Genomic DNA, 19,329 nt, shown 5'->3' with positions numbered 1-19,329 from the left:
GGCTCCCTCTTGGTCTAGACCCCGCAAGCCGGGGTCTGTTTTTTAGTACCTGCGTCAAAATAGTCTATGCTTATCAGGCTGTAAGTTATCACAAAGCACAGACAAGGAAGATGACGCATGCATGGTGTCCACGGCAACCAATACGGCCCGTTCAAAAAACACTTTAGTCAACGGCCATGGTTTGGTGCCGTCTTGTACCTGGCTTTCGGTCTATTGTGGATCAGCAGCAGCGACTACCTGTTGGGTGTGGTGGTGACCGATCCGGATTTGTACAGCCAATATCAAACCTACAAAGGCTGGCTTTATGTCGGCTTTACCGCAGCCATTGCCTGGTTGCTGTTGGCGCAGCGCCAGTCGGCTGCGCAGCAATCTGCCAGGGCTCGGCAACTTTATGAGCAAACCTTTGAGCTGGCCAATGTTGGTATTGCGCATGTGAGTCCGGATGGACAGTGGTTAAGGACCAATGAGCGGATGCAACAGCTCCTCGGTTACAGCCAACTGGAACTGCAGAGCAAGACCTTTCAGCAGTTGACTCATCCGGATGATCTAAGCCGGGATTTGGTGCAGTTGGAGCAATTGCAAACCGGTGTCAGGCGTGAGTACAGCATGGAAAAGCGCTATCGCCATAAAGAAGGACATTATCTCTGGTGTCGGCTTGGGGTCCGCAAAGTCGATAATCCGGCTTTTGGGCAGCCATTTTATATTTCGATCGTTGAAGACATTGATGCTTTGAAGAAAATTGAGGCAGAGCTTCGGGCTGCCAATTTGAAATTCCAGACGTTGTTGGACAGTGAGGCAGCGATTTCCATTCAGGGGTATGAAGCTGATGGCACCACCATCTACTGGAACAGAGCCAGTGAGCGTATTTACGGTTACAGCGCTGAGGAAGCGGTCGGGAACAATCTGCTCGATTTGATCATTCCTGAAGCGATGGCGGAGGATGTGAAGGCTGCCACCCAACAGATGATGACGACGGGACAAGCCATCCCATCTTCGGAGTTGGTGCTCAAACGCAAGGACGGAAGCCCGGTGACGGTGTACTCTTCCCATGCTTTTTTGCAGTTACCGGATCAAACGCCGCAAATGTTTTGTATCGATATCGATTTGACCGAGTTGAAACTCAAAGAGCAGCAACTGTCCTATTTGGCTGAATTCGATGCTCTGACGGATTTACCCAATCGCTCAAGCTTCTTAAATCAACTGCAACAGGCAATTGAACGCGCCGATCGACACCGTCAGTTGATAGCGGTGATTATTCTGGATATTGATCACTTTAAAAATATCAATGACAGCTATGGACACAGCATTGGTGATGAGTTGCTGCAGCAGGTCAGTGTGAAGCTGGCTGCGGTGCTCAGGCCGACCGATCTGTTGTCGAGATTGGGTGGAGATGAGTTTGCCGTTCAGGCTGAAGGGATTGCAGAGCCGGAAGATGCCGCCCGTATCGCCGATAAGTTGCTGCAATGCATCCATCGGGTATGGACGCTTCGAAATGGCATGGAAGTCAAGCTCAGTGCCAGTGCTGGCATTAGTCTGTACCCGCTGCATGAGCAAAGTGCTGAGGCATTGCTGCAGGGAGCCGATGCCGCCCTGTACAAAGCCAAAAGTGAAGGGCGCAACAACAGCGCTTATTACACCGATGGTCTGACCCGCAGTGCCAGAGAGCGTTTGGCGCTGGAATCCCGTTTACGGCGTGCACTGTTGCAAGAGCAGTTTGTGCTGCACTATCAGCCGCAGGTGGATACCCAAAGTGGCAAGGTGGTAGGGGCTGAGGCTTTGATTCGCTGGCAAGACCCTGATGAGGGATTGATTGCGCCTAATCGTTTTATTGCGGTGGCAGAAAGTACCGGGCTGATTCATGAAATTGGGCTCTGGGTCATTCAACAGTGCTGCCGTCAGGGCGCAATCTGGCTGCAACAAGGGTTACCACCAGTCCGGATCTCATTCAATGTCTCAGCCCATCAATTTCAGCGGGAAGATTTGCTGCAGCAGATCACCGATATTTTGCTGACCACTGGTTTCGATGCCGCTATGCTGGAGTTGGAGATGACGGAAAGTGCGCTGATGTCACAACACGATGATGTGGTGCACCGGTTGCAACAACTTAAGCAGTTGGGTGTACGCTTGGCGATTGATGACTTTGGTACCGGTTACTCCTCACTCGCTTACCTGAAAGCCTTCCCACTGGATGTGCTGAAGCTGGATAAAAGCTTTGTCGATCAGCTGCCTTCGCATCAGCAAGATGCGGCCATTTGCCGGGCCATCGTCACTCTGGCGCATACGCTGGGGTTTGAAGTGTTAGCCGAGGGCGTGGAGTACGAAGCGCAGCGCGATTTCCTACAGCAGATTGGTTGCGATGCATACCAGGGCTACTTGTTTTCAAAACCTATCCCGCCAGAGGACTTTGCCAGTCTGCTGCAAAGCAGCATGGTGGATGTTAGGGGCTAATGCAGACCTGGTTGCGTCCATTGGCTTTGGCTTGATACAGGGCTTTGTCGGCAAGGCCCAATAAGTGCTCGGCTGCCAACTGTTCTTTGCACTCCGCGATGCCAATGCTGACGGTGATGTGCAGATCCTTGGCGAGATCGGAAAAATCAAGCTGACTTACCTCATGGCGCAAGCGCTCACACAGCTGCAGCACCTCTGGCAAGCGGGTTTCCGGCAGCAGCAACGCAAACTCCTCGCCGCCCCAGCGGGATACCGTATCACTGCTACGGCATTGTTGGAGCAAAGATTGGCCAACCCGGATCAACACCTGATCGCCCACGGCATGAGACCACTCATCATTCACTTGTTTGAAAAAGTCGATGTCAATGAGAGCCAGGCACAACGGATGTTGGTGACGCTGGCTGCGGCTGACCTCCTGCGATAAGACCTCATCGAACACCCGGCGATTGGCCAGGCCAGTCAGAGGATCCTGGCGTGCTTGGCGGGCAAAGGCCTCGGATTGCAGGCGCAATTGTTCCAGCAGCTCCGTCTTTTCCCGGTTACTTTGTTGCAAATGGTCCGCTTTTTGCTGCAACTGCGCTGTTTTCTCAGCGACTTGTCGCTTCAGTTCTGAAGCGGCTTGTTCCAGCCGTTGGATACGCCAGCGAATCAACCAAAGCAGTGTGGCGGCGATGGCAAAAAAGAGCAGCAGCCAAAAGGTGGGACGTTGCCATAGGTGAGGCTGAATGTAGAAGCTGAATACCGCGGGCTCCGAGCTCCAGTCTCCGCCCGGGTAGGCGGCAATGACCTCAAAATCATACTGGCCTGGTGGCAGGTTGGTGAGTTCAGTATAAGGCTGGTGACCACGTTCGACCCAGTCCTGGTCAAAGCCCAACAAACGGGTACGGTACTGGATATGCTGCGGCATGACAAAACCCAGGCCTGCATAGAACAGCTCTATACGCTGGGTACCAGCAGGCAATTCCCTGCGATGCTGTGGTGCAACCCAGTCACCATCAATACGAACTTGCTCAATCACTACCGGTGGGATAAAGGTAGAAAAACTCTTCAAGCGTTCTGGTTGTGAGAATACCACCCCGCCAGCTGTGGCTATCCAGATGGAGCCATCCGGGTGACGGGCGGCTGCTGGATTCGAGCCACCATTGGCTTGCGCACTCAGCATGCCATCGCCTTCAGCGAAGTGCTCGAATGGAAGCTGGGCTTTGCGGCCGGCCATAACAGCTCGGGCATCATTGAGCGAAAATTGCAGGATACCGCGATTGCTGCTAAGCCAAAGGTTATTGCTGGTGTCGGCAACGACCTGGAAGTATTTATCAAAAGGCAGCCCGGACTCACGTCCCAGCACGCCCAGGCTATTGTCTTGCAGGTTCAAGCGTACAAGGCCCCGGTCTGTCGCCATCCAGAGGTATTGTTCCTCAGGGAGTTCCAGAAAGCCAAAAGCAAATTCGGCACCATCCTGCCTGTACAAATCAACCGCAGAGATGGTGCCATCTTGCCACCAGGCTACGCCGGTACCGGTGCCAATCCAGATGCGGCCATCACTGCTTTGAAACAGCGCCATAATGTAGTTGCCAGGCAAACCGGAGCTGGTATCCAATTGCTGCATGGTTCCATCAACCCAACGATTCAGCCCGCGGGATGTGCCAATCCATAGGCTGCCATCCTTTGCTGGTAAGATTGCCCGCACTTCATTGCTCCAGAGGCCATCGTCGCGATCAAACAACTGGCTGCTGCCATCTGAAGCGACAGCGAGCAAACCATGGGCATAACTACCAAACCAAAGTGTTCCTTCTGCATCTTGCGCCAGGCTCAGAATGGATTCTCGCAAGAGCGGCGCCGGATGCTCAAAAGGACTGGCAAGCTGTTGACGGATATGAGCGACACCACGGCTGGTGCCTGCCAGCACACTGCCATCAGCCAACGGCAGTACAGTTCGCACAAAGTTATCTGCCAGCCCGTGCTGGGTCGTGATGCTGGTAAAGGGGGCATGTCGCAGGCGGAACAAACCACCATTGGTGCCAATCCATAAACTGTTTTCCCGGTCCTTGTGCAGAGACAAAATTCGGTTGGATGGTTTGTTGCTGTCGGTCCCCAGGGCTTCCAGGCCCTGTTGGTTGTAACGGAACAGACCATCGCTTAAGGTGCCTATCCATAGTGTCGCATCATCCACCAGTAAGGCTGAGGATGGCATGGTGAGATTGCTATCCAGCAGCTGGAAACCGTCATTAGCATTGCCAACAAAGACACCTTGTTCGGTTGATGCGACAACACCCAGCTCCCGGTGATGGGCGATGCTGAAGACCGGGCCTGCGGGCAGGCCGTCGTTGTTACGGAAATGCCGAACACCTTGCCCGCTGATTTGGAATAATCCTTCGGCGGTGCCAGCCCAGACACTGCCATCCGGGTGCGCTGCCAGGCCGTACATGGCTTCATTCGCCAGGCCGGTATCACCACGGATGCGATAGCGTTGACCATCAGGCTCTTGCCGCCACAAACCTGCACTTTCTGTCGCTATCCAAAGCCGCTGTTGTTGATCGAGCAAAACAGCCCGGACCAGCGCACCTGCAGCAGGCAGCGGTTGCCATTGATGATCCTGGTACCGGATCAGGCCTCCACGGGAACCTCCGGCATACAAGGTGTTGCTATGGCTGGCATGCAGCGCAAAGATGCCGGAGTCGGGCAAGCCAGTGGCACGGCTGCGATCAAAGAGGGTAAATTCACGGCCATTAAAGCGGGCAATGCCTTCCCAGGTGGCAAACCAAAGGTAGCCATCATCCGTTTGGACGATGCTGTTGATGGTATTGTGTGGTAAGCCATCCCGAGTCGTCCATCGCTCCAGAAAAGCATGTTGCAATGAGTCGGTGTCAGCTTTGGTCAGAAAAGGCAGAAAACAAAGGAAAAACAAGCAGCCCAGTAGCAAGGTACGGACTGAAAAGAGAGCCCTCAACTCGGGTTGAGGGCCGGGTAGCATGGCTTGATTAGAAAGGGATGTCATCGTCAAAGTCGATAGGGGGTTCCATCGGCGGACGCTGTTGCTGATTTTGAGGCCGCTGCTGGGCGGGCTGGCTTTGCGAGTAGCCACTTTGCTGTTGCTGGTAACCCCCGGCAGGCGCTTGCTGCTGAAAGTTATTTTGAGCAGGTTGTTGCGGCGCGCGTTGCTGCATAGGCTGTTGGTTCTGGTAGCCACCCGCTGCACCCTGACCTTCATTACGGCTATCCAGCATTTGCATTTCGTTGGCAACAATTTCGGTGGTGTAACGCTCGATGTTGTCTTTATCGGTCCACTTGCGGGTTTTCAGTTTGCCTTCCAGGTAGACTTTGGAACCTTTACGCAGGTATTCACCGGCAATCTCCGCCAGACGCTGATAAATCACCACCCGGTGCCACTCGGTTTGCTCTTTCATTTCACCGGTGTTTTTGTCTTTCCAGCTTTCTGAGGTCGCCACGCTCAAGTTGGCGACAGCACCGCCCTGCGGCATGTAGCGAACCTCCGGGTCATTGCCCAGATTCCCGATCAAAATAACTTTATTTACACCACGTGCCATGAATGTTTTCTCCTCGCTCGATCACTGGCGCTGAATTTGTCAGACCTGTTCGTCATTTTGCTCAGAGTATACCATGCCCAAAGGGCATTCAAGCAGCGATGGGGGTAAAAGTCTTAGCTGGTTGCTGATGATTGCAGCAGCTGCAGTTGCTGGTAATCAAACTGACCGGCTTCTACCTTGAGGTAACAGCGCTGCTCTTGCGGTACCAGGGTCGCTTCCAGCACGCCCGGCAAGGCACTGACCTGCTGCAGCAGGGCGTTGACTTCACTGCTGCTTTTGGATTGCAGGTCCAGACTGAGACGTTCGGCTTTGGCCGGCACCGTCATGCCAATCGACAGCAGCAACCAGCCCAGTACCAGCAAAGCGCTCAGTACATAAACTGCGGTCAAGCCAAACCAGCTGGCAACCAGGCCGCCGGCCAGGCCACCCAAAAAGGCACCAAAAAACTGGGCGCTGGAATAAAGCCCCATGGCGGTGCCTTTTTGCCCGGCAGGAGCTTGTCGGGACAAGAGCGCTGGCAAGCTGGCTTCCAGATAATTAAAGCCGGTAAAAAACAGCAGCAGCGCAAGCGCTAAGGCGGGCAGCTGCAAAGGGCCCAACCAAAATAGCAAGGCGGCCGCGACCAGCAGCAACAAGGCCAGCCGGAAAAAGCCAATCTCTTGTTGTTTACGGACACTTAAGATAATCATCGGCACCATCAGCATGAAAGAGCCAAACAGCACTGGCAGGTACAATTGCCAATGCGCCTCACTGCCGAAATCCAGTGCCAGCAGCTGCTGCGGCAAGGCAATAAAAAGCGCGGTCAGTAAAAAGTGCAGCAGCATCACACCCAGATTCAATCGCATCAGCTGGGGCGAGCGCAGCAGCTTGCCAAGCAAAGCAGGTACTGCCAACGTTTCGCGCTGTGGCGCCTGAGAAATGGCTTTAGGAGTGCGCAGCACCAGTCCCATCGCCAGAATGGCCGTGGCGGCGGTAAACCAGAACACACCACTTAAACCGGCACGGGCGGCGATCATCGGTCCCAGCACCATGGCGACAGCAAAGGACAAACCGATGCTCATGCCGATAATGGCCATCACTTTGGGGCGCTGCTCTTCACGGGTGAGATCTGCGGCCAGGGCCAGTACAGCACCGGCAATGGCACCGGCCCCTTGCAGTACCCGACCCAAAGTCACCATGTAGACCGAGTCGGCCAGCGCTGCGACCACTGAGCCGAGCGCAAACAGGCCAAGGCCAAGCAGCATCACCTGATGGCGACCGATTTTATCGGACAACCAGCCCATCGGAATTTGCAGCAGCGCCTGGGTAAAGCCATAGGCACCAATGGCCAACCCAATCCACAGTGGCGAGAAACCGACCAGCTCGCTGCCATAAATGGCAAATACCGGTAGCAGCATAAACAGGCCCAGCATCCGGCTGGAAAAAACCAGCGCCAGCGCTGTGGCCGCTTTTTTCTCGGCAGAAGTTAACTGATGCGATGTCGGTTGCATAAGCCTTTGAGTGGTTGTGATAGCAGCGCCGGAGTATACCACAGCCAACTCACAAGGTGCATCGGTCCTGATCTTTGCTAGGCCGTTGCTGGTACTGAACCCTGGCGGTGCCAGCGATACAGCAGCGCCAGACTCAGCAGCAGCAGGCTAAGAGGGACTAACGACAGGTAAAAGGCGGTCTGGCCATCAAAGCGGGCGAAGGTCAGGCCGGTGATCATTGAGCCGGTGGTGCCGCCAAGGGCGGAAAACACCACAATAAGACCGGTCATGGCGGCATGGCGGGCTTTGGGCAGTGCGCTTAACATCACCGAGCTGATAATGGGGTAGACCGGCGCCATAAAAAGACCAATCAGCGGAAATAAATAAGCAGCCAGCGGCGCATTCCACAAATGCACTGTTTCAGGCACCACCACATTCCGGGTCATCGGCAGGATCAGCAGCATCAGGGCCGCCATCCCAACCAGGCAAAGATTGACCAGGGCATACCAGGACAGATGACGCAGTACGACACCCGCCAACAACCGGCCCAGCGCCAGGCTGGCAGCAAAAATGCTGGTAAGCTGCACACTCAGCTGATTCGGCAGTTGCAACACCTGGTTATTAAAGGTCGGCAGCCAGGTGCCGATGCCCTGCTCCAGCACCACGTACAGGAAGGCCGAAACAATAAACACCAGCACCAGAGGCAGCGCCAGCAGCTGCAGCATACCGACGAAGTCCTGCCGGGCGCTGCGTGTTGGCTCGAGGTGTACTTTCGGAATGGGGGTGCTGGCCAGCAACAGCAAATTCAGCAAACAGAGCGCGGCTAAAAGCCAGTACACCTGCAGCCAGCTGAGCGACTCCGGCTCGGCCGGATCCATAAAGGCCGCGAACACCCAGTAACCGGATAATACCCCCAGCATAAAGAAACCTTCGATAAAATTCAGCAAGGAGGCATGCTGCTCGCGGCTGTCGGTAATCAGGCCAATGCTGGCGTAGACCGAGACCTTGACCAGGGCAAAAGCGGAGCCGACGGTAAAAAACAGCAGCTTGGTGGTCCAGAATGCCGGCAACAGCGGCATGGCGATACAAGCCAGCATTACCATGGCCACACCAATCATCATGGCGCGCTGGTAGCCCAGCCGCGGCAGCCAGGATGCCAGTAAGAATGACACCACCGCAATCGGAATGTCTTTAAACCCCTCCAGCAAACTGGCGCTTTCCTTACTGACCTGAAAGCTGTGGATCACCTGCAAAATCACAGTGCCAACGCTGTTTAACAAGATGGCAAAGACAAAATAGGTCAGCAGTAATGCCAGTTTAATGCGTAGATGGTTCATGGTGGTCGTCTCTTTTTATGCTGCGGCAGTGCTGCTGCCTGCTGCTTTTTTACCCTGTTTTGTCACTATACACCCAAAACATTTGCTTTTGCAATCGATTGCAATTGCAATTTAATTCATTGTATAGTGGCGACAGCATTGCACAAAAGGTAAGCATTATGGCATCACGTACCCCTTTCGCCGGCCCGTTACAGGTAGATCCCTGGCGTCTGACCGAGCAGGCACTGCTACCGGCTCAGCCGCTGCTGTGTGAAACCCTGCTGAGCCTGGCCAATGGTTACATCGGAACCCGCGGTACGCTTGAAGAAGGCCTGGCTGGCCAATCAAGCTGCGAGGGCACTTACTTAAATGGCGTCTACAGCTCCGAGCCAATCCAGTACGGTGAGTCGGCCTGTGGTTTTGCCCGCAACAACCACACCATGCTGCAGGTTGCCAATGGCAAGCGCATCTACTGCGAGCTGGATGGCGAACGCATTGAGCTTGGCGGTGCGCTCGAACATCAGCGTAGCCTGGATATGCGCCAGGGTCTGTTGCAGCGGCAATGGCAATGGCAGAGCAAAAACGGTAAACGGCTGCTGATCAGCAGCCAGCGCCTGGTGTCGATGCAACACCCTGAGCTGATGTGTATCACCTATCAGCTGACAGCACTGAATTTCACCGGGGAGGTGCAGGTGTTCTCCGAGCTGGATGCCTGTTATGCCCCCTTTAGTAAAAAAGACGACCCCAGGGTCGGAGTGTTTTCAATTGCCGATACACTGAATTTGCAGCAACAAGGCTTTGCCGGCCAGCAGGGCTGGATGCTGCACCGGGTGCACGGCAGTGACTTTGCCGTCTGCGCCATGATGCAGCATGAATGGCCGGCTGTCGCGGGCGGGATCCGTCAACTGCAGCAACAGCCAGGCGTGCTGTGTGAGCAGGCGAGCTGGACTTTGCAACAGGGCGAAGCAGCCAGCCTGACCAAATGGGTACTGTATCGCCATCAGACCAGCCAGCATAGCAGCGATCTCACTGCCTGGTGCCACCAGCAACTGGCCACACTGAGTCAGCACAGCTTTGCCGATTTGGCGGCAGCGCAGGCTCAGGCCTGTCAGCAGTTTTGGCAACAGGCCGATGTGCAGATCGAGGGGGATGCGGCGATGCAGCAGGGCATTCGCTTTAATTTGTTCAGCTTGTGGCAGTCGGCCGGTAAGGATGGCCATAGCAACATTGGCGCCAAAGGCCTGACCGGTCCGGGCTACGATGGCCACTATTTCTGGGATACTGAAATTTATGTCATCCCCTGTCTGAGCTTTACCCAGCCGGTGGTAGCGCGGCAGCTGCTTGGGTTTCGTTACCGGCAGCTGGATGCCGCAAGGCTTAGGGCCCGTGAAATGGCGCACAGCAAAGGGGCATTGTACCCGTGGCGTACCATCGGCGGCGAAGAGTGCTCGGCTTACTTTCCGGCCGGCACGGCACAGTACCACATCAATGCGGCCATTGCCTATGCCATTCGTAGCTATTATCTGGCGACGGCAGACTGGGACTTTATGCGCGAGCAGGGCATTGAAATGCTGGTAGAAACGGCCCGGCTCTGGCTTGAGCTTGGTTTTTTCAATCCGCGCCGCGATGGGGCTTTCGAGATCCACGCTGTAACCGGGCCGGATGAATACACCGCCATCGTCAACAACAACTTTTACACCAATGCCATGGCGCAGCTGCATTTGCGCTTTGCCATCGAGATGGTGGCTAAGCTCGAAGCAGAAGCACCGGAGCGACTGAAGGACTGGCAGCTTAGCGCCGCCGAGCTGGCACTGTGGCAGCAGGCCGCCGAGCAGATGTATTTGCCACTGGATAAGCGGCTTGGGGTGCATCCGCAGGATGACAGCTTTCTGGAGAAACAACGCTGGGACTTTGCTGCCACTCCGAAAGACAAGTACCCGCTGCTGCTGCATTACCACCCGCTGGTGATTTATCGCCATCAGGTGCTCAAGCAAGCCGATGTGGTGCTGGCGATGGTGCTGCTGGATGATGCCATTAGCCCGGCACAAAAGGCCCGCAATCTGGCGTATTACGAGCCTTTGACCACCCATGACTCCAGTTTGTCGGCCTGCATTCACAGCATTGCCTGCGCTGAGCTTGGCCAGCTGGAACAAGCCCTGACCTTCTTTGGTGATTCGGCGCGGATGGATCTCGACAACCAGCACGGCAACACCGAGCACGGAGTCCATATCGCCTGCATGGCCGGCACCTGGCAAGCGCTGGTGTTTGGTTTTGCCGGCCTGCGCAGCCGGCCTGATGGGCTGCATTTTGCGCCCCGCTTGCCGGCGCAACTACCCGGCTTGAGTTTCCGGCTCAATTATCGCGGCCGGATCCTTGAATTCAGTGTGCAGCAAGGCAAAGCGCAGTACCAGCTGCAGCAAGGTGAGCCGCTGACGATTTACCACGACGGTGAGGCCTTGCAGCTGATACCGCAGCAACCACAGCAACGGCCGTTATTGGCTGGGGAGGTGCTATGAACCAGCCAATGACCATCCGGGCGATTATTTTTGATCTTGATGGTGTGCTGACCGACACTGCCTGGTACCACTACCGTGCCTGGAAAGCGCTGGCCGATGAACTGGCCGTGCCCTTTACCGAGCAGGATAACGAGCAGCTAAAAGGCGTCGACCGGCTGAATTCGTTGCGCTGGATTGCCCACAAGGGCGGTTTGGTGCTCAGTGCGGCGGAAGAAGAGCGGCTGATGGCGCAAAAAAATGCCCATTACCTGGAGTTGATCCAGCATATGAGCCCAGCTGATTTGTATCCTGGGGTACAGCCACTCTTTGCCGCCATCAAAGCCAAAGGCTGGAAGATTGGCCTGGCTTCAGCCAGTAAGAATGCCGCTTTTGTGCTGGATCGGCTGGGGATTGCCGCCGATTTTGATTACGTCGCTGATGCCAATCAGGTAAAAAACAGCAAGCCCGATCCGGAAGTGTTTTTACTGGCCGCCGCCGGCCTTGGCGTGGTGCCGGCGCACTGCATTGGGGTGGAAGATGCGGTGGCGGGGATTGAGGCCATTTGCGCCGCAGGTATGCGGCCGGTTGGTATTGGTGAACCCGCGCTGCTGGCTCAGGCCAGCCTGGTGGTGCCGCAGATAGCGGCGCTATCGATAGCCCAGTTGCAGGCGCTGGCTTGAATCAAGCCCCGGTTGGTGGCTGTTACAGCCGCCGTAAACTGGACTGACGGCACAACAGCTTGACCGCCAGTTGCTCTGACAAAGGTTGCTGCCCTTGCATCCGCGTCAGCAACTGGTTCACCAGGGCTTTGCCGCCGCTCTGGGTGTTTTGTTTCACCGTACTGAGTGATGGTGTGCAATAGGCCGACATGGCAATGTCGTCAAAACCAATTAAGGCAACCTGCTGTGGAATGGCAATATCGTGCTCCAGCAGGGCCTTCATCGCCCCCATGGCAATGGCATCGCTGGCGGCAAAAATGCCGTCCAGCTCTGGCAGGCGGGCGAATAGATGCTGCTGAGTTTTCAGATAGCCGTCCTGCGCGGTGAAATCACAGCTCAGCTGCTGCACGGCGTCGCTGGCAATGCCGGCGGCCTGACAGGCATCCAGCATGCCCAGATGCCGTTGCTCGATTTCGTTGTGACGGATATCGCCCAGAAACACCAGCTGCCGGCAGCCCTGTGCCAGCAAGTGTTCGGCGGCAAGGCGCCCACCCTGACGGTTGTCGCTGCCAATAATCGGATAAGGCTCATCCCCGCTGCGCCCACCCCAGACCACAAAAGGGACCTGGGTCTGGGCCAGTGCTTCCACCCGCGGATCGTGCTCGCCCTGACCGATGATGATCAGACCATCGGCCCGTTTTGAGTCCAGAAAATAACTGCCCCAGTCTTTGTCATCGCGTTTGCTGGTAGAGAGCAGCATGTCGTAGCCATGCTGGCTCAGCTCATCGGCAATCACCCCCAGCAACTCCAGCAAAAAGGGATCCGATACCGATTGCTGGGTTTTGGCGTCAAAAGCAATGATGACCGCAATGGTGTAGCTTTTCTGGGTACGCAGGTTGCGGGCCGTGGCATTGACTTTGAACTGGTGCTCGGCGGCTATCTGCTGGACCTTTTCCCGGGTCGCCTGGTTGATTACCGGGTTGTTGCGCAGCGCGCGTGAGGCGGTGGACTCGGAAACACCGGCCAGTTTGGCGATGTCGGCCAGTGTCATCATTTTTTTGTCGTTCATCCGGGCTGCGGGTCCATTGCGTTGTTCTGGGAGTAAAATACTACTTTGCCATAAGCGACCAGCGGCTGCCAGTCCGGCAGAATGGTGCGCAGAGTTGAGGGTAGCATAAAAATAGTTACAATCGATTGCAAAAAGTGCTTTTTAGCTATTGCAATCGATTGCAGTATCGCCTAAGGTAAAAATGCCCGGCCAGAATGACTACTATTTCGCCAGGTAATGGGCACAAGACCCAGTCAACAGGATAGGAGAACCGCATGAAACCCCAACTCAACACCCGTTTGTCGGCACTGGCGTTGCTCGTCGCCATGCCATCCGCATTGGCCCTGGCCAATGAAAGCGACAACACCGAAGCGCCCAGCCAGATAGAACAAATTGTAGTGACCGGTACCGCCAGTGGTATGTCCGGCTTACGGGTCGATGCCAGCTACGCCATCACCAACGTATCGGATGAAAACATCAGCCGGCTGGCACCCAAAAGTACCGCCGAGCTGCTGACGGCTGTGCCCGGTGTCTGGGCGGAAAGCTCCGGCGGTGTGGCGGGTGCCAATGTGTTTGTACGCGGCTTTCCCAGCACCGGCGATGCGCCTTTTCTCAGCATTCAATTGAACGGGGCTGTGATTTACCCGCCGTCCACCCTGTCGTTTTTAGAGAACTCGTCGATTTTCCGCCTTGATGAAACCATTCACTTTATGGAAGCACTGCGTGGCGGCTCCAATCCGGTGATCAGTCATGGCCAGCCGGGCCTGACCACCAACTTCTTACTGAAAGAAGGCAGCGATGTCACCGAAGGTCTGGTCAAGTACACCACCTCCAGCTACGGCACACAGCGGCTGGATGGCGTGCTGAGTGGTCAGCTGGCCGACCGGCTGTATTTCATGGCCGGTGGCTACATTAATCGTTCCGAAGGGCCACGCAAAACCGGTTTTACCTCAGAGCGGGGCCATCAATTTACCCTGAATCTGACCAAAGAGCTGGATAATGGCATCATCAATCTGTACACCCGTCAGACCGACGATCATGGCGTCTGGCATCTGCCGGTGCCGCTCAATGTCGATGGCATTGATAACTCCTTTACCCAGATTGGCCCGAACAACCGGCTGGCGCGCATTGGTTATGGCCCGGATGGCGATACGCAAAGCTTTGACTTTGGCGATGGCCGTGGCTGGAAAGGTGGCATTACCGGGGGGAGCGTTGATCTGGATTTAAGCCATGACTGGCGGCTGCTGTACCGTTTCAGCCATATCAGCGGCCAGGCCAATACCCTTGGGCTGGTACCGGAAGGGGGCCCGGCGCTGCTTGCTGATGTGGCCGGTATCAATGGCCCGGTGATTGGCGCTGCTACAGGTACAGTCTATGGCGAGGATACCCGGGTGCAACAACTGGGCCGTTGGGTGGTACTGAAAGACATCGATGCCTTTACCAATGATCTGGCGCTGAGCCATACCACCGACAACGGGGTTTACACCCTGGGCTACTTCGACAGCCGCTATTCGGTGAAGGACTGGTGGTCGATTGGTAACCAGGCCTGGCACGTGCTGGCCAAAGGTGGTGAGTTGCTGCAGGGCATTGACTGCAACGACAGCCTTGCAAGCTGCAGCTGGAATTACGACATCGACGCCACCGGCGATGGCCAGACCCGGGCTTTTTATGCCGCTGCCGAGTACCAGTTGACTGACCAGTGGCGGGTCGATGCCGGCATTCGTCATGAAAATCATCAAATCACCTATCTGGTGGATGAAGGGCTGGATGGCAATATCAGCAAAGCGGTGGATTACGATGAAAGCAAGGTGGCCTGGACCGCCGGCGTCAACTGGATGTGGCAACGCAACATGGGGCTGTTCGCCCGGGTGAATCGTGGCCAGAAGATGCCTTACTTTGATGATTTTCGCGATAATTTCGATGCTTTTACCGGCGGTGACAAGCTAATCAACGAAATTACCCAGTACGAGCTGGGCTACAAATGGGCCGAGCAACAGTACAGCCTGTACCTGACCGGCTTTATGAACGAAGCCAAAGGTGAGCTCTTTGTGGCCCGGCCCGGGGCACCGGCCGAAGTGCTGACCACAGAAGCCTACGGCATCGAAATTGATTTCAACTACATGTCCCGAAACGGTCTGGCGCTGAACCTGAACTCAACCCTGCAAAACACCGAGATCACCAATCACCCGGACGAGCTGGTGCTGGGCAACCGCGCCATGCGTCAACCACGTTGGCAGGCGCGTCTGACACCAAGCTATGGCTTTGACATCGGCGACATGTTTGCCACTGTCTACGGCACTCTGGCCGCAGTGTCCGACAGATACGCCGATAATGGCAACAGCGTGACCTTAAAAGGCTACAGCAAAATTGATCTGGGCATGCAACTGGAAATCAGCGACCAGTTGACGGCGCAATTGTCCATCGCCAACCTGACCGACAAAGCTGGTCTGACCGAAGGCGACCCGCGCAACCCAACAGCCCCGAACGGCCGCTACATCATGCCGCGCAGCGCTGAGTTTAGTATCAGTTACCGCTTCTAAGGTGCTTCTCCCCCGTACCTGGCGCCCTTCGGGGCGCTTTTTTATTGGCTTGCCCGGGCAAACCAAAGCGGCCTTTGGCACGTTCTGTCTGGATGGCAACTTTGCCGCTTTGCAAAGTTAGTGTATATTTGTACAGTTTTTATCATTAGCCAACCCGGCTGCCCGCTGCAGGTAACAGAACGCATGGATAAAATTTCAATTCGTGGAGCCCGAACCCACAACCTGAAGAACTTTTCGCTGGATCTTCCGCGCGATAAGCTGATTGTGATCACCGGTTTGTCCGGCTCCGGCAAGTCGTCGCTGGCGTTCGATACCCTCTATGCCGAAGGGCAGCGCCGTTACGTCGAGTCGCTGTCGGCCTATGCCCGTCAGTTTTTGAGTATGATGGAAAAGCCGGATGTCGATCTGATTGAAGGCCTGTCACCGGCCATTTCGATTGAGCAAAAGTCCACCTCGCACAACCCGCGCTCGACGGTCGGCACCATTACCGAGATTTACGATTACCTGCGGCTGTTGTTTGCCCGGGTGGGTGAGCCACGCTGTCCGGAGCATGATTTGCCATTGGCGGCTCAGACCATCAGCGAAATGGTCGATAAAGTGCTGTCGCTGCCGGAGGGTAGCAAAATGATGGTGCTGGCGCCTGTGGTACAGGACCGCAAGGGCGAGCACGTCAAGCTGTTGGAAAGCCTGGCGGCGCAGGGGTACATTCGGGCCCGCATCGATGGCGAAATCTGCGATTTAAGCGATCCGCCGACGTTGGAACTGCACAAAAAGCACAGCATTGAGGTGGTGATCGACCGCATTAAGGTGCGGGCCGATATCCAGCAGCGGCTGGCCGAATCGCTGGAAACGGCGCTGCAGCTGTCCGGTGGCGTGGTGCGGGTAGCCGATATGGACGACCCCGGCAAAGAAGAGCTGGTGTTTTCGGCCAACTTTGCCTGCCCCACCTGCGGCTACTCGATGACCGAGCTGGAGCCGCGGATGTTTTCCTTTAACAACCCTGCCGGGGCCTGCCCTAGTTGCGATGGCCTGGGGGTAAAGCAATTCTTTGATCCGGCTAAGGTGGTCAGCAACCCGGCGCTCAGTCTGGCTGGCGGGGCGATTCGGGGCTGGGATAAACGCAGTTTTTATTACCATCAGATGTTGCTGTCGGTGGCCGAGCACTACGGCTTTTCGGTCGACACCCCTTTTGCCGACTTGAGCAAAAAGCAGCAACAGGCGGTGCTTTATGGCAGTGGCAGCACTGCGATTGATTTTCGTTACGTCAATGATCGCGGCGATGCGGTGCGCCGGCGCCATCCGTTTGAGGGCATTCTGCCCAATATGGAGCGACGCTACCGCGATACCGAGTCCAACTCGGTGCGCGATGAGCTGGTGAAATACATGGCCAGCCAGCCCTGCCCCAGCTGCAACGGCAGCCGGCTGCGCGAAGAAGCGCGCCATGTTTTTATTGGCCAGACCAACCTGCCGATGGTGACCGAGCGCTCCATTGGTGATTGCCTGGATTTTTTCCGGCAGCTCAGCTTAACCGGCCAAAAAGCCAAAATTGCCGAAAAGGTGTTAAAAGAAATTCAGGACCGGCTCAGTTTTCTGGTCAATGTCGGCCTGAACTACCTGACGTTATCGCGCAGCGCCGAAACCCTGTCCGGCGGCGAAGCCCAGCGCATCCGGCTGGCCAGCCAGATTGGCGCGGGTTTGGTGGGTGTGATGTATGTGCTGGACGAGCCTTCGATTGGCCTGCATCAGCGCGACAACGATCGCCTGCTCGGTACCCTGACGCACCTGCGCGATTTGGGCAATACGGTGATTGTGGTCGAGCACGACGAAGATGCCATTCGCAGCGCCGATCATATTCTGGATATTGGCCCGGGTGCCGGGGTGCACGGCGGCCAGGTGGTAGCCCAGGGCACGCTGGACGACATCAAAGCCTGCGAACAATCGCTGACCGGTCAGTACCTCAGCAACAAGCGACGGATTGAAGTGCCGAAAACGCGCACGCCGCTGACCGATAAGTGGCTCAAAGTGTTGGGTGCCAGCGGCAACAACCTGAAAAAGGTCGATTTGGCCATTCCCTTTGGTTTGCTGACCTGCGTCACCGGTGTGTCGGGCTCGGGCAAGTCCACCTTAATCAACGACACCCTGTACCGGGTGGCGCACAAGGTGCTGAACAAGGGCGAAGGCAGCGATGCAGCGCCACACCAAGCCATCGAAGGGCTGGAGCATTTTGACAAAGTGATCGACATCGATCAAAGCCCGATCGGCCGTACCCCGCGCTCCAACGCTGCCACCTACACCGGTATTTTCACCGGGGTGCGCGAGCTGTTTGCCGGTACCCAGGAAGCGCGTTCGCGCGGTTATCAGGTCGGGCGTTTCAGCTTTAACGTCAAAGGCGGGCGCTGCGAGGCCTGTCAGGGCGATGGCGTCATTAAGGTGGAAATGCACTTTTTACCCGATGTCTACGTGCCCTGCGATGTCTGTAAGGGCAAGCGTTACAACCGCGAAACGCTGGAAGTGAAATACAAAGGCAAAAGTATTCACGAAGTGCTGGATATGACGGTGGAAGATGCGCTGGAGTTCTTTCAGGCCATTCCGGCCATTAAGCGCAAGCTGCAAACCCTGATGGATGTCGGTCTTTCGTACATCAAACTGGGCCAGTCGGCTACCACCTTATCCGGTGGTGAAGCCCAGCGGGTGAAGTTAGCCCGTGAGCTTAGCAAGCGCGATACCGGCAAAACCCTGTATATTCTGGATGAGCCCACCACCGGCCTGCACTTTTACGATGTGCAGCAACTGCTGAACGTGCTGCACCGGCTGCGCGATCACGGCAATACCGTGGTGGTGATCGAGCACAACCTGGATGTGATCAAAACCGCCGACTGGATTGTCGACTTAGGCCCCGAAGGCGGCAGCGGTGGCGGCGAAATCCTGGTAGCCGGTACGCCGGAGCAGGTTGCCAAGTGCAAGAAGTCTTTTACCGGGCATTATCTGAAGCCGTTGTTGGGTAGTGCGGTATGAGATTTTGTAGAAATATTGCAAAAGTCCCATTTTGGGACTAAGATGATAGCTATGCGGATCATTGCATTGTCGACACTAAAGTCATTTTGGGAGTTAAACCCCGAGTACATAGATGCAAAAGAGCCAGCTTTGTCATGGTATCGATTTGTGCAAAAAGCAAACTGGCATGCGCCGGCAGACGTAAAAAATGACTTTAGACATGCAAGTATTTTAAAAGATGGCAGGGTTGTGTTTAACATTGCCGGTAATAAATATCGGCTTGTGGTCTGGGTAAACTATCACTACCAAGTGGTGTATATACGCTTTATTGGAACTCATGCAGAGTACGATACGATTGATGTTCAACGTATTTAACAACGGGAGGTAGCAACATGGAGATAAAACCCATCAAAAATGATGCTGACTACCGTGCAGCATTGCAAGAAGTTGAGGCCTTGATGTTGGCAGCGCCGGACACGGCTGAGGGTGAAAAATTGGATGTGCTGGTTACCTTGATTGAGGCGTATGAAGCGAAACATTTTCCGATGGAATTACCCGATCCGGTAGAGGCCATTAAATTTGAAATGGAACGAAAAAGCCTATCGGTAAAAGATCTCGAGCCTATGATTGGCAAGAGTAACCGAGTATATGAAATTTTAAATTACAAACGCTCGCTGACGTTAAATATGATCTGGCGTTTACACGAGGGGCTGGGTATACCGGCTGAGTCACTCATTAAACCTTCGGCTAAGTTGCCGACTTAGCACCTGAAATAAAGGGAGCCGTAGTCAAAAAGCAAAATGCTTTTGACTGAT

Annotated in this window: 12 protein-coding genes; 7 read left to right on the top strand and 5 right to left on the bottom strand. The window is 55.4% G+C overall.

The genetic code is table 11. The features are described from left to right. The first annotated feature begins 117 nt into the window (after positions 1 to 117). On the top strand, positions 118 to 2,448 hold the full coding sequence (locus Q3O59_RS13505) for an EAL domain-containing protein (protein ID WP_305946087.1): 2,331 nt from the start codon (positions 118 to 120) through the stop codon (positions 2,446 to 2,448). Here the strand turns inward: Q3O59_RS13505 and Q3O59_RS13500 are convergent. From Q3O59_RS13500 to Q3O59_RS13485, 4 genes are all read right to left on the bottom strand, one after another. Then, complete coding sequence (locus Q3O59_RS13500) at positions 2,438 to 5,443, bottom strand: diguanylate cyclase (protein ID WP_305946086.1); 3,006 nt, start codon at positions 5,441 to 5,443, stop codon at positions 2,438 to 2,440. The two genes, Q3O59_RS13505 and Q3O59_RS13500, sit on opposite strands and share 11 nt — an antisense overlap. Then, positions 5,427 to 5,993 (bottom strand): single-stranded DNA-binding protein, encoded by a 567-nt coding sequence (ssb, locus tag Q3O59_RS13495; RefSeq protein ID WP_305946085.1) that lies wholly within the window; start codon positions 5,991 to 5,993, stop codon positions 5,427 to 5,429. Before ssb ends, Q3O59_RS13500 begins: the two co-directional genes overlap by 17 nt. 113 nt (positions 5,994 to 6,106) lie before the next feature. Next, positions 6,107 to 7,525 (bottom strand): MFS transporter, encoded by a 1,419-nt coding sequence (locus tag Q3O59_RS13490; protein WP_305946257.1) that lies wholly within the window; start codon positions 7,523 to 7,525, stop codon positions 6,107 to 6,109. Between the two features lie 35 nt (positions 7,526 to 7,560). Then, entirely contained in the window at positions 7,561 to 8,799 is a 1,239-nt protein-coding gene (locus Q3O59_RS13485) for an MFS transporter (protein WP_305946084.1), read from the bottom strand. A gap of 158 nt (positions 8,800 to 8,957) precedes the next feature. Here Q3O59_RS13485 and Q3O59_RS13480 point away from each other — a divergent pair, with 158 nt between their 5' ends. Next, positions 8,958 to 11,294: a glycoside hydrolase family 65 protein gene (locus Q3O59_RS13480; protein ID WP_305946083.1), complete on the top strand. Its 2,337-nt coding sequence runs from the start codon at positions 8,958 to 8,960 to the stop codon at positions 11,292 to 11,294. Further along, on the top strand, positions 11,291 to 11,953 hold the full coding sequence (gene pgmB / locus Q3O59_RS13475; protein ID WP_305946082.1) for a beta-phosphoglucomutase: 663 nt from the start codon (positions 11,291 to 11,293) through the stop codon (positions 11,951 to 11,953). Before Q3O59_RS13480 ends, pgmB begins: the two co-directional genes overlap by 4 nt. A 22-nt stretch (positions 11,954 to 11,975) precedes the next feature. Here the strand turns inward: pgmB and Q3O59_RS13470 are convergent, their stop codons facing one another. Beyond that, positions 11,976 to 13,001 carry a LacI family DNA-binding transcriptional regulator gene (locus Q3O59_RS13470; RefSeq protein WP_305946081.1) on the bottom strand — a complete coding sequence of 342 codons (1,026 nt, stop codon included), beginning with the start codon at positions 12,999 to 13,001 and terminating at the stop codon, positions 11,976 to 11,978. A gap of 254 nt (positions 13,002 to 13,255) precedes the next feature. Here Q3O59_RS13470 and Q3O59_RS13465 point away from each other — a divergent pair, with 254 nt between their 5' ends. The 4 genes from Q3O59_RS13465 (at position 13,256) to Q3O59_RS13450 (ending at position 19,278) form a co-directional block, all read left to right on the top strand. Continuing rightward, positions 13,256 to 15,520, top strand: coding sequence for a TonB-dependent receptor (locus Q3O59_RS13465; protein ID WP_305946080.1), 2,265 nt, complete (start codon positions 13,256 to 13,258; stop codon positions 15,518 to 15,520). Between the two features lie 183 nt (positions 15,521 to 15,703). Beyond that, positions 15,704 to 18,535: an excinuclease ABC subunit UvrA gene (uvrA, locus tag Q3O59_RS13460; protein WP_305946079.1), complete on the top strand. Its 2,832-nt coding sequence runs from the start codon at positions 15,704 to 15,706 to the stop codon at positions 18,533 to 18,535. A 51-nt stretch (positions 18,536 to 18,586) separates the two neighbouring features. Next, on the top strand, positions 18,587 to 18,889 hold the full coding sequence (locus tag Q3O59_RS13455; RefSeq protein ID WP_305946078.1) for a type II toxin-antitoxin system HigB family toxin: 303 nt from the start codon (positions 18,587 to 18,589) through the stop codon (positions 18,887 to 18,889). 17 nt (positions 18,890 to 18,906) lie between these two features. Further along, a complete protein-coding gene (locus Q3O59_RS13450; RefSeq protein ID WP_305946077.1) occupies positions 18,907 to 19,278 on the top strand; it encodes a helix-turn-helix domain-containing protein in 372 nt (123 codons plus the stop codon). Positions 19,279 to 19,329: the final 51 nt, after the last annotated feature.

Source organism: Alkalimonas delamerensis (assembly GCF_030717955.1).
In the GTDB taxonomy this organism is placed as follows: Bacteria; Pseudomonadota; Gammaproteobacteria; order Enterobacterales; family Alteromonadaceae; genus Alkalimonas; species Alkalimonas delamerensis.
This window is presented reverse-complemented; position numbering and strand designations above follow the sequence as displayed.

Bases quoted from the DNA above. Each gene is read 5' to 3' on its own strand.
- uvrA (WP_305946079.1), top strand. From the start codon at position 15,704: ATGGATAAAATTTCAATTCGTGGAGCCCGAACCCACAACCTGAAGAAC.
- pgmB (WP_305946082.1), top strand. From the start codon at position 11,291: ATGAACCAGCCAATGACCATCCGGGCGATTATTTTTGATCTTGATGGT.
- Q3O59_RS13505 (WP_305946087.1), top strand. From the start codon at position 118: ATGCATGGTGTCCACGGCAACCAATACGGCCCGTTCAAAAAACACTTT.
- Q3O59_RS13485 (WP_305946084.1), bottom strand. From the start codon at position 8,799: ATGAACCATCTACGCATTAAACTGGCATTACTGCTGACCTATTTTGTC.
- Q3O59_RS13465 (WP_305946080.1), top strand. From the start codon at position 13,256: ATGAAACCCCAACTCAACACCCGTTTGTCGGCACTGGCGTTGCTCGTC.
- Q3O59_RS13450 (WP_305946077.1), top strand. From the start codon at position 18,907: ATGGAGATAAAACCCATCAAAAATGATGCTGACTACCGTGCAGCATTG.
- Q3O59_RS13455 (WP_305946078.1), top strand. From the start codon at position 18,587: ATGCGGATCATTGCATTGTCGACACTAAAGTCATTTTGGGAGTTAAAC.
- Q3O59_RS13470 (WP_305946081.1), bottom strand. From the start codon at position 13,001: ATGAACGACAAAAAAATGATGACACTGGCCGACATCGCCAAACTGGCC.
- Q3O59_RS13480 (WP_305946083.1), top strand. From the start codon at position 8,958: ATGGCATCACGTACCCCTTTCGCCGGCCCGTTACAGGTAGATCCCTGG.
- Q3O59_RS13500 (WP_305946086.1), bottom strand. From the start codon at position 5,443: ATGACATCCCTTTCTAATCAAGCCATGCTACCCGGCCCTCAACCCGAG.
- ssb (WP_305946085.1), bottom strand. From the start codon at position 5,993: ATGGCACGTGGTGTAAATAAAGTTATTTTGATCGGGAATCTGGGCAAT.